Genomic DNA, 7,705 nt, shown 5'->3' on the forward strand with positions numbered 1-7,705 from the left:
CTGACCCCGTCCAGTCTGTGTCATCGCCACATATGAATTTAGCTCAAGGGCATACGCGGGGCTGTGTTCAAGCCACCGGTACTGGAGAAAGAAAGCATGAGCAACTGGTTAGTAGACAAACTGATCCCTTCGATCATGCGTTCCGAGGTGAAGAAAAGCTCGGTTCCTGAAGGTCTGTGGCACAAATGCCCGTCCTGCGACGCGGTGTTGTACCGTCCCGAGCTGGAAAAGACCCTGGACGTTTGCCCCAAGTGCAACCACCACATGCGTATTGGCGCTCGCGCCCGCATCGATATCTTCCTGGACACCGATGGTCGTGCCGAGCTGGGTGCAGACCTGGAGCCGGTTGACCGTCTCAAGTTCCGCGACGGCAAGAAGTACAAGGACCGCCTGACCGCTGCGCAGAAGCAGACCGGTGAGAAAGACGCATTGGTTTCCGTCAGCGGTAAGCTGCTGGGCATGCCGGTGGTCGTTTCGGCCTTCGAATTCTCCTTCATGGGCGGCTCCATGGGCGCCATCGTTGGCGAGCGCTTCGTTCGTGCCGCCAACTATGCCCTGGAAAATCGCTGCCCGATGATCTGCTTCGCCGCCTCGGGTGGTGCGCGTATGCAGGAAGCCCTGATTTCCCTGATGCAAATGGCCAAGACCTCGGCGGTGCTGGCGCGTCTGCGTGAAGAAGGTCTCCCGTTCATCTCCGTGCTGACCGACCCGGTCTACGGCGGTGTGTCCGCCAGCCTGGCGATGCTGGGTGACGTGATCGTCGCAGAACCCAAGGCCCTGATCGGGTTTGCCGGCCCGCGCGTTATCGAGCAGACCGTGCGCGAAAAACTGCCGGAAGGCTTCCAGCGCAGTGAGTTCCTGCTGGAGCACGGCGCGATCGACCTGATCATCCCACGCGGTGAACTGCGTCCACGCCTGGGCAACCTGCTGGCACAAATGATGGGCCTGCCGACGCCAGTGTACGTTGCGCCTAAAGTCGAACCTGTCGTGGTTCCGCCGGTACCGGCAAACCTATGACCCAGCGTACCCTGGGCGAATGGCTCGCCTACCTTGAGCAGTTGCATCCGTCCGCCATCGACATGGGCCTGGAGCGCTCGCAACAGGTAGCGGCCCGCCTGGGGTTGGGCCGGCCGGCACCGCGTGTCATCACGGTGACCGGCACCAACGGCAAAGGCTCTACCTGTGCCTTTGTCGCGGCGTTGCTGCAAGCTCAAGGGCTGAAGGTCGGCGTGTACAGTTCGCCACACTTGCTGCGTTACAACGAGCGGGTGCAGATCGAAGGTGTCGAAGCCACTGACGAGCAGCTCTGCGAAGCGTTCGCTGCGCTGGATGCGGGGCGTGGCGAGATTTCCCTGACCTATTTCGAGATGGGCACCCTGGCCGCGTTCTGGCTGTTCGAGCGTGCGCAGTTGGATGTGGTGGTCCTCGAGGTTGGCCTGGGTGGGCGTCTGGACACGGTCAACGTGGTGGATGCCGACCTGGCGCTGGTGACCAGCATTGGCGTGGATCACGCCGATTACCTGGGTAACACCCGCGAGTCCGTGGCCTTTGAGAAGGCCGGGATCTTCCGCCAGGGCAAACCTGCCCTGTGCGGTGACCTGGACCCACCGCATACCTTGCTGGACAAGGTGCGTGAGCTGGATTGTCCGTTTTTCCTGCGTGGCCGTGAGTTCAATCTCGAAGTGGGTGCTGAGCATTGGCAGTGGCGCGGGCGTGATGCGCGGGGTCAAGCCGTCGAGCTGCGCGACCTGCCGCTGCTGAACTTGCCGATGGAAAACGCAGCCCTCGCGCTGCAGGCCTATCTCTTGCTGGATCTGCCCTGGGATGCCCGGCAGATCGCCGAGACCTTGCGGGCGACCCGTGTGGTCGGGCGTCTGGATCGTCGTGCGTTCGACTGGGAGGGTAAGCGCCTTAACCTGCTGCTGGATGTGGGGCATAACCCGCATGCGGCGCAATACCTGGCGCAGCGTCTGTCGCGTGATCTGCCTGCCGGTCGTCGCCTGGCGGTGTTCGGGCTGCTGGCCGACAAGGATCTGGACGGTGTGGTTGCGCCTTTGTTGGGCAGCGTCCAGGCTTGGGCGGTAGCGCCGCTGGATACCCCGCGCAGCCGTCCGGCCAACGAATTGGCGGTCGCGTTGCAGAACCTTGGCGCGCCAGTGGCGTCGTATGCAAGCGTCACTGCTGCGCTCGAAGCGCAATGTGCGGTGGCTACGGCCGAGGACGAGATTCTGTTGTTCGGATCATTTTATTGTGTTGCCGAGGCGCTCGAGTGGTTGTCCCGGCGCTCCACGGAGGAAGCTGCACATGGCATTACTGGATAGCGCATACAAGCAGCGAATGGTTGGAGCCCTGGTGCTGGTGGCGTTGGCGGTGATTTTCCTGCCGATGCTGTTTTCCCGTCAGGATGAAGAGCGTCAGGTGGTTGTCGAGGCGCCCGCTGCGCCGCAGGCGCCGGTGATGCCGCAGGTTCAGGTCGAGCCGGTGGTGGTGCCGGAGCCGCAGGCGTTGCCTGAAGAAGAGCCCGTGCCGAGCGACGCTGAGGTGGCGGCGCAGCAGGCACCGACACAGCAGGCACCGACCATGCCGGTACAGCCAAGCGTGCCCGTGGCCAAGCCGGCACCGGCTCCAGCAGCGCCCGTGGTGGCGGCCAAGCCTGCCGCGCCTGCGCCGGCACCCAAGCCGGTTGTGCCGCAGCCTGCCGCACCCGGCAAACCGGATGTGGGCCAGAGCCGTATCGATCCGAATGGCTTGCCGGTCAGTTGGTCGATTCAAGTGGCCAGCCTGGGCAATCGTGAAGGCGCCGACGCCTTGCAGAAGAAGCTGCGCAGCCAAGGCTATAACGCCTATATCCGTAGCGCCGACGGCAAGAATCGCGTGTTTATCGGCCCGCTGATCGAGCGCGGCGAGGCGGATCGCCTGCGCGACTTGCTGGACCGCCAGCAGAACCTCAAGGGGTTCGTCACCCGTTTCCAGCCTGAGCGCGGCTGATTACGGCTGGAAATGCAGTCAAGTGTGGGAGGGGGCTTGTTCCCGATAGTGGTGTGTCAGTTCAGATTTTTTGACTGACCCAGCGCCATCGGGAGCAAGCCCCCTCCCACAGTGCTTTTGGGGCGGGGTTGAAATGCGGCCTTTGCATCACCAACTATTGTTTTGCAAAGCACGCGCAATCACCGCTTACCGATAGCCCGACGCTCTGCTAAAATGCGCCGCCTTATCCGTATGTAGGCTGCACTGTGGCATTTACCTGGGTTGATTGGGCGATCGTTGCAATCGTCGCCATCTCCGCTTTGATCAGTCTGAGCCGCGGCTTCGTAAAAGAAGCATTGTCGTTGCTGACCTGGATCATCGCAGGAGTCGTAGCCTGGATGTTCGGCGGTTCATTGTCGGTCTACCTGGCCGGATACATCGAGACACCTTCGGCTCGCGTCATCGCGGGCTGCGCCATCATGTTCATCGCCACGCTGCTGGTGGGAGCAATGGTCAATTATCTTATTGGCGAGTTGATACGTGTCACCGGCCTCTCCGGGACCGATCGATTTCTCGGCATGGCCTTCGGTGCCGCGCGTGGCGCGTTGCTGGTGGTCGTGGCGGTCGGGCTGTTGAGCCTGGGGCCGGTACAGCAGGATTCGTGGTGGCAGGAGTCGGTACTCGTGCCAAAATTTCTATTGGTTGCAGATTGGTCCAAGAACCTCATATTGGGGTGGAGCAGTCAGTGGCTGGCCAGCGGAATCAGCGTACCCGCTGATCTTCCGTTCAAGGAGCACCTCTTACCGGCCAAAACGCCTCAGTAAGTTGTGTTCAGTCAAGATTCATTAAGTAGGGGTTGCGTCGCATGTGTGGCATCGTCGGTATCGTCGGTAAGTCGAACGTCAATCAGGCGCTGTATGACGCGCTAACCGTCCTCCAGCACCGCGGCCAGGACGCTGCCGGTATTGTGACCAGCCATGACGGCCGGTTATTCCTGCGCAAGGACAATGGCCTGGTGCGTGACGTGTTTCACCAGCGTCACATGCAGCGCCTCGTTGGGCACATGGGCATTGGCCATGTGCGTTACCCGACGGCCGGTAGCTCGACTTCGGCCGAAGCTCAACCGTTCTACGTCAACTCGCCATACGGCATTACGCTGGCGCACAACGGTAACCTGACCAACGTCGAGCAACTGGCCAAGGAGATCTACGAATCTGACCTGCGCCACGTCAACACCAGCTCTGACTCGGAAGTGTTGCTCAACGTGTTCGCTCACGAGCTGGCCCAGCGCGGCAAGCTGCAGCCGACCGAAGAAGACGTGTTCGCCGCCGTCACCGACGTGCACAACCGTTGTGTCGGTGGTTATGCGGTCGTGGCCATGGTCACCGGTTATGGCATCGTCGGTTTCCGCGACCCCCATGGTATCCGCCCGATCGTATTCGGCCAGCGTCATACCGACGAAGGCGTCGAGTACATGATCGCTTCCGAAAGTGTTTCCCTGGACGTGCTGGGCTTCACCCTGATCCGCGACCTGGCACCGGGCGAAGCGGTGTACATCACCGAAGATGGCAAGCTGCACACCCGCCAGTGCGCGGTTGCCCCGAAACTCACCCCGTGCATCTTCGAACACGTCTACCTGGCGCGCCCGGATTCGATCATCGATGGCGTTTCGGTTTACAAGGCACGCCTGCGCATGGGCGAGAAGCTGGCCGAGAAGATCCTGCGCGAGCGTCCTGAGCACGACATCGACGTGGTCATCCCGATTCCCGATACCAGCCGTACCGCTGCGCTGGAGTTGGCCAACCACCTGGGCGTCAAGTTCCGCGAAGGCTTTGTGAAGAACCGCTACATCGGCCGTACCTTCATCATGCCGGGGCAGGCGGCGCGCAAGAAGTCGGTGCGTCAGAAGCTCAACGCCATCGAGCTGGAGTTCCGCGGCAAGAACGTCATGCTGGTGGATGACTCCATCGTGCGTGGCACCACCTGCAAGCAGATCATCCAGATGGCCCGCGAAGCCGGTGCGAAGAACGTGTACTTCTGTTCCGCTGCGCCAGCCGTGCGTTACCCGAACGTGTACGGTATCGACATGCCGAGCGCTCACGAGTTGATCGCCCATAACCGTACCACCCAGGATGTGGCTGACCTGATCGGCGCCGACTGGCTGATCTACCAGGACCTGCCGGACCTGATCGAAGCGGTTGGCGGTGGCAAGATCAAGATCGAGCAGTTCGACTGTGCCGTGTTCGACGGCAAGTACGTGACCGGTGATGTCGACGAGGCTTACCTGAACAAGATCGAGCAGGCGCGTAACGACTCCTCGAAGATCAAGACCCAGGCGGTCAGTGCGATCATCGATCTGTACAACAACTGAGTAGACACCGGCCCTGAGGGGCCGGTTTTGTATCTTAAATAAAGCATTGAGTAAGGAGTCGCAGCATGAGTCAGGAATGGGATGCCGGTCGGTTGGACAGCGACCTCGATGGCGTAGCTTTCGATACCCTGGCTGTGCGCGCCGGTCAGCACCGCACCCCGGAAGGTGAGCACGGTGACCCGATGTTCTTTACCTCCAGCTACGTGTTCCGCACGGCTGCCGACGCGGCTGCGCGTTTTGCCGGTGAAGTGCCGGGCAATGTGTATTCGCGTTATACCAACCCGACCGTCCGTGCGTTCGAAGAGCGTATCGCGGCGCTGGAAGGTGCCGAGCAGGCGGTGGCCACGGCGACTGGCATGGCCGCCATCCTGGCGGTGGTGATGAGCCTGTGCAGTGCCGGCGACCACGTGCTGGTATCGCGCAGTGTGTTTGGTTCGACCATCAGCCTGTTCGAAAAGTACTTCAAGCGCTTCGGTATCGAAGTGGACTACGTGCCTCTGGCGGACCTGTCCGGTTGGGATGCGGCGATCAAGCCCAACACCAAACTGCTGTTCGTCGAGTCGCCATCCAACCCGCTGGCCGAGTTGGTGGACATTGCCGCGCTGTCCGAGGTGGCGCATGCAAAGGGCGCGATGCTGGTAGTCGACAACTGCTTCTGTACCCCGGCGTTGCAGCAGCCGTTGAAACTGGGCGCGGACATCGTCGTACATTCGGCCACCAAGTTTATCGATGGCCAAGGCCGTTGCATGGGTGGCGTAGTAGCGGGGCGCAGTGAGCAGATGAAGGAAGTGGTGGGCTTCTTGCGCACCGCTGGCCCGACCCTGAGTCCTTTCAACGCCTGGATCTTCCTCAAGGGCCTGGAAACCCTCAACCTGCGCATGAAGGCCCATTGTGCCAACGCCCAGGCCCTGGCCGAGTGGCTGGAGCAGCAGGCAGGGATCGAGAAGGTGCATTACGCCGGCCTCAAGAGCCACCCGCAGCACGAGTTGGCCCAGCGCCAGCAGCGTGGTTTCGGCGCCGTGGTGAGTTTCGAAGTGAAGGGCGGCAAAGAGGGCGCCTGGCGCTTTATCGATGCCACGCGCCTGATCTCCATCACTGCCAACCTGGGTGACAGCAAAACGACTATCACTCATCCGAGCACCACCTCCCACGGCCGCCTGGCGCCGCAGGAGCGTGAAGCGGCGGGCATCCGTGACAGCCTGATTCGCATCGCGGTGGGCCTGGAAGACGTGGCCGACCTGCAGGCGGACCTGGCTCGCGGGCTGGCAGCCTTGTGATCGAGTGGTCCATGGAAGCCGCGGTCGCCAGTAATGGGCGTGTCGCGCTGGTCACCGGCGCGGCGCGGGGGATCGGCCTCGGGATCGCCGCCTGGCTGATCAGCGAGGGCTGGCAGGTGGTCTTGACCGATCTGGACCGCGAGCGTGGGTCCAAGGTATCCAAGGTGCTGGGCGAAAATGCCTGGTTTATCAGCATGGACGTGGCTGACGAGAAACAGGTCGCCCAGGGTGTCGCCGAGGTCTTGGGGCAGTTTGGTCGCCTGGACGCGTTGGTGTGCAATGCGGCGGTCGCCGACCCGCGCAATAACACGCTGGAAAGCCTGGATCTGGCGTATTGGAATCGTGTGCTGGCGGTAAACCTCAGTGGGCCGATGTTGCTGGCCAAGCATTGCGCTCCCTACCTGCGTGCCCATGGTGGCGCCATCGTCAACCTGGCATCGACCCGGGCGCGTCAATCCGAACCGGACACCGAGGCCTATGCGGCGAGCAAGGGTGGCCTGCTGGCGCTGACTCACGCTTTGGCGATGAGCCTGGGGCCGGAAGTGCGAGTCAATGCCGTCAGCCCGGGCTGGATCGATGCGCGTGATCCTGCCGCGCGGCGTGCCGAGCCCCTGACCGATGCCGACCATGCTCAACATCCGGCGGGCCGGGTCGGTACGGTGGAGGATGTGGCAGCGATGGTCGCGTGGTTGCTGTCGCGCCAGGCGGGGTTCGTTACCGGGCAGGAGTTTGTGGTGGATGGCGGTATGAGCAAGAAGATGATTTATAGCGAGTAGGGTAGGTGGCCGGCTTGAAGTAATTTTGTCTTTTTCAGAAAAACTTCAAGCAGGCTATTGACTTAGGTCCGTTACCTGCGTAAATTTCGCGGCCTCAACGAAGCAAAGGGTGATTAGCTCAGCTGGGAGAGCATCTGCCTTACAAGCAGAGGGTCGGCGGTTCGATCCCGTCATCACCCACCACTTCTTGAGAGTTTTGCCTTGGGGCAAGACGCAACGTTAAAGGTTGCACCGACGCGCAGCGGTAGTTCAGTCGGTTAGAATACCGGCCTGTCACGCCGGGGGTCGCGGGTTCGAGTCCCGTCCGCTGCGCC

General features: G+C 61.8%; 7 protein-coding genes and 2 tRNA genes. All 9 read left to right on the forward strand.

Annotated features, from left to right (window positions below):
- Window positions 1-96: 96 nt before the first annotated feature.
- The 9 genes from accD (at window position 97) to ACQRBT_RS18175 (ending at window position 7,703) form a co-directional block, all read left to right on the forward strand.
- A complete protein-coding gene (gene accD, locus ACQRBT_RS18135; protein WP_060755782.1) occupies window positions 97-1,017 on the forward strand; it encodes an acetyl-CoA carboxylase, carboxyltransferase subunit beta in 921 nt (306 codons plus the stop codon).
- A complete protein-coding gene (gene folC / locus ACQRBT_RS18140; RefSeq protein WP_412046334.1) occupies window positions 1,014-2,321 on the forward strand; it encodes a bifunctional tetrahydrofolate synthase/dihydrofolate synthase in 1,308 nt (435 codons plus the stop codon). The genes accD and folC overlap by 4 nt, the downstream gene beginning before the upstream one ends.
- Window positions 2,305-2,988 (forward strand): SPOR domain-containing protein, encoded by a 684-nt coding sequence (locus ACQRBT_RS18145; RefSeq protein ID WP_412046333.1) that lies wholly within the window; start codon window positions 2,305-2,307, stop codon window positions 2,986-2,988. Before folC ends, ACQRBT_RS18145 begins: the two co-directional genes overlap by 17 nt.
- A gap of 245 nt (window positions 2,989-3,233) precedes the next feature.
- Window positions 3,234-3,791, forward strand: a complete 558-nt coding sequence (locus ACQRBT_RS18150) for a CvpA family protein (RefSeq protein ID WP_060755779.1) — start codon at window positions 3,234-3,236, stop codon at window positions 3,789-3,791.
- 41 nt (window positions 3,792-3,832) lie between these two features.
- Complete coding sequence (gene purF, locus ACQRBT_RS18155) at window positions 3,833-5,338, forward strand: amidophosphoribosyltransferase (RefSeq protein ID WP_017737850.1); 1,506 nt, start codon at window positions 3,833-3,835, stop codon at window positions 5,336-5,338.
- 65 nt (window positions 5,339-5,403) lie between these two features.
- A complete protein-coding gene (locus ACQRBT_RS18160; protein ID WP_060755778.1) occupies window positions 5,404-6,615 on the forward strand; it encodes an O-succinylhomoserine sulfhydrylase in 1,212 nt (403 codons plus the stop codon).
- Window positions 6,616-6,626: 11 nt separating this feature from the next.
- Complete coding sequence (locus tag ACQRBT_RS18165; RefSeq protein WP_244699774.1) at window positions 6,627-7,391, forward strand: SDR family oxidoreductase; 765 nt, start codon at window positions 6,627-6,629, stop codon at window positions 7,389-7,391.
- Window positions 7,392-7,498: 107 nt separating this feature from the next.
- A tRNA-Val gene (locus ACQRBT_RS18170) sits at window positions 7,499-7,574 on the forward strand.
- Between the two features lie 55 nt (window positions 7,575-7,629).
- A tRNA-Asp gene (locus ACQRBT_RS18175) sits at window positions 7,630-7,703 on the forward strand.
- The last annotated feature ends 2 nt before the right edge of the window (window positions 7,704-7,705 follow it).

The organism is Pseudomonas sp. R19M, from assembly GCF_050312585.1.
In the GTDB taxonomy this organism is placed as follows: Bacteria; Pseudomonadota; Gammaproteobacteria; order Pseudomonadales; family Pseudomonadaceae; genus Aquipseudomonas; species Aquipseudomonas palleroniana.

Excerpts from the sequence above, each read along its gene's own strand:
- accD (WP_060755782.1), top strand. The coding sequence starts at position 97 with ATGAGCAACTGGTTAGTAGACAAACTGATCCCTTCGATCATGCGTTCC.
- folC (WP_412046334.1), top strand. The coding sequence starts at position 1,014 with ATGACCCAGCGTACCCTGGGCGAATGGCTCGCCTACCTTGAGCAGTTG.
- ACQRBT_RS18145 (WP_412046333.1), top strand. The coding sequence starts at position 2,305 with ATGGCATTACTGGATAGCGCATACAAGCAGCGAATGGTTGGAGCCCTG.
- purF (WP_017737850.1), top strand. The coding sequence starts at position 3,833 with ATGTGTGGCATCGTCGGTATCGTCGGTAAGTCGAACGTCAATCAGGCG.
- ACQRBT_RS18160 (WP_060755778.1), top strand. The coding sequence starts at position 5,404 with ATGAGTCAGGAATGGGATGCCGGTCGGTTGGACAGCGACCTCGATGGC.
- ACQRBT_RS18165 (WP_244699774.1), top strand. The coding sequence starts at position 6,627 with ATGGAAGCCGCGGTCGCCAGTAATGGGCGTGTCGCGCTGGTCACCGGC.